General features: G+C 70.9%; 2 protein-coding genes. Both read right to left on the reverse strand.

Annotation, left to right across the window (positions count from 1 at the left end):
* Nucleotides 1-146: 146 nt before the first annotated feature.
* Nucleotides 147-617, reverse strand: a complete 471-nt coding sequence (locus DY157_RS11175) for an HAD family hydrolase (protein WP_115728720.1) — start codon at nucleotides 615-617, stop codon at nucleotides 147-149.
* A gap of 155 nt (nucleotides 618-772) precedes the next feature.
* On the reverse strand, nucleotides 773-1825 hold the full coding sequence (locus DY157_RS11180; RefSeq protein ID WP_115728721.1) for an aspartate-semialdehyde dehydrogenase: 1053 nt from the start codon (nucleotides 1823-1825) through the stop codon (nucleotides 773-775).
* Between the last annotated feature and the right edge of the window lie 113 nt (nucleotides 1826-1938).

Consider the following 1938-nt stretch of genomic DNA (forward strand, 5'->3'; position numbering starts at 1 on the left):
CATTGCCGGTGTCCACTGTGGCCTTGGTTGCGTGGCGGGTGCCCGCGCCGACGTGGTCGGCGCCCTCCTTGTCGTCCGCCGCCGCCGAGTGGTCGAAGTGACCGCCGGGGCGGCGCCCCGCCCCGTCCTCGCCGGTCCGCGTGCGGTCAGGAGGTGATGCGAATCCGCGTGAGCTCGTCGATCCGGTCGAGCGAGACCCCCGAGTCGTCGGCGACGAATCCGGTGAAGAAGTCGGCCCCGAGGACCTTCATCACGCGCTCGACGACGACCGCGCGCGACGAGGTGACGATCGTCTGCGGGACTCCGCGCGACGCGAACTCCTCGAGGAGCGGGATCGCCCCGTCCATGACGACGAGGTCGTCGTGAAGGGCGATGAGGAGGCGCCGTTCGATCTCGTCGAAGACCGTCGTCGGGTCGAGATCCGGCACGCAGCGCTCAATGACCTCCAAGGTCGCCTCGGTCGACGCTCCGCGCAGGAGGACCCGATCGTCCGCAGTGAGCTCGCCCCCGAGGTCGTGCACGACCTCTCCGGTCATCGCGTCCCAAGTGGGCTCCGTATCGACGAGAGTGCCGTCCATGTCCCAGAGGACGGCGGCGGGCAGAACGTGATGAGGCACGGCCCCGACTGTAAAGAAGCCCGCGGCCGAGCGCCACAGGAGGCGCCCGGCCGCGGGGCCGGTGAGGCGAAGGCCTCAATCGATCGGAGAGTCCGATTGGGCGGGCCCGCCCGGAGCCTCGATGAGCCCGGAAGCCCCGCCCTCGTCGATCGGGACTACTGCGCGAGGAGCTCCGCCGCGACGATCTCCGCGACCTGGATCGCGTTGAGCGCCGCGCCCTTGCGGAGGTTGTCGCCGGCGACGACGAGGACGAGGCCGCGCGAATCGTCGACCGCCTGATCCTGGCGGATGCGGCCGGCGAGCACCTCGTCGCGACCGGCGGCCTCGAGCGGGGTCGGGACGTCGACGAGGCGCACGCCCGGCGCGGAGGAGAGGACCTCGCGCGCCTCCTCGGGCGTGATCGCGCCCGAGAACTCGGCGTGGACGGTGAGGGTGTGCCCGGTGAAGACGGGAACGCGGACGCAGGTGCCCGAGACCTTGAGGCCGGGGATGTGGAGGATTCGGCGCGACTCGTTGCGGAGCTTCTGCTCCTCGTCGGTCTCCTCCGAGCCGTCGTCGACGATCGACCCGGCGAGCGGGACGACGTCGAAGGCGATCGGGGCGACGTAGACCTCGGATTCGGGCAGCGCGACTGCGCGGCCGTCGAGGGCGAGGGCGGCGAGGTCCTGCGTGACGCCCGCCTGGGTCTGGCGGACGAGCTCCTGGACGCCCTTGAGCCCGGAGCCGGAAACGGCCTGGTAGCTCGAGACGAAGAGGCGCTCGAGGCCGCCCGCCTTGTCGACGAGCGGGCGAAGCACCGGCATCGCGGCCATCGTCGTGCAGTTGGGGTTCGCGATGATGCCCTTCGGACGGTTGGCGACGTCCTCGGGGTTGACCTCGGAGACGACGAGCGGAACCTCGGGATCCTTGCGCCACGCCGAGGAGTTGTCGACGACGACGGCGCCCGCGGCCGCGAACTTCGGGGCGTACTCGCGCGAGGCGGTCGCCCCGGCGGAGAACACGGCGATGTCGATTCCGGCGAAGTCGGCCGTCGCGACGTCCTCGACCGTGATCTCCTCGTCCTTCCACTCGAGCGTCGTGCCCGCGGAGCGCGACGACGAGAAGAAGCGGATGGTCTCGACGGGGAAGTCCCTCTCGTCGAGCAGCGCGCGCATGACGCGGCCGACCTGTCCGGTGGCTCCGACGACTGCGACGTTCAATCCGGTCATAGTGTTCTCCTTTTCTCGCGGGCGCCCGTACGGAGGGGCGACCGATTAGGGGGTACGAGGGCGGAGCCGGGGCTCCGCCCTCGTACCCCCTAATCGGTCGCCCCTCCGTACGG

Source organism: Actinomyces culturomici, assembly GCF_900499005.1.
In the GTDB taxonomy this organism is placed as follows: domain Bacteria; phylum Actinomycetota; class Actinomycetes; order Actinomycetales; family Actinomycetaceae; genus Pauljensenia; species Pauljensenia culturomici.

Bases quoted from the DNA above. Each gene is read 5' to 3' on its own strand.
- DY157_RS11180 (WP_115728721.1), bottom strand. From the start codon at position 1,825: ATGACCGGATTGAACGTCGCAGTCGTCGGAGCCACCGGACAGGTCGGC.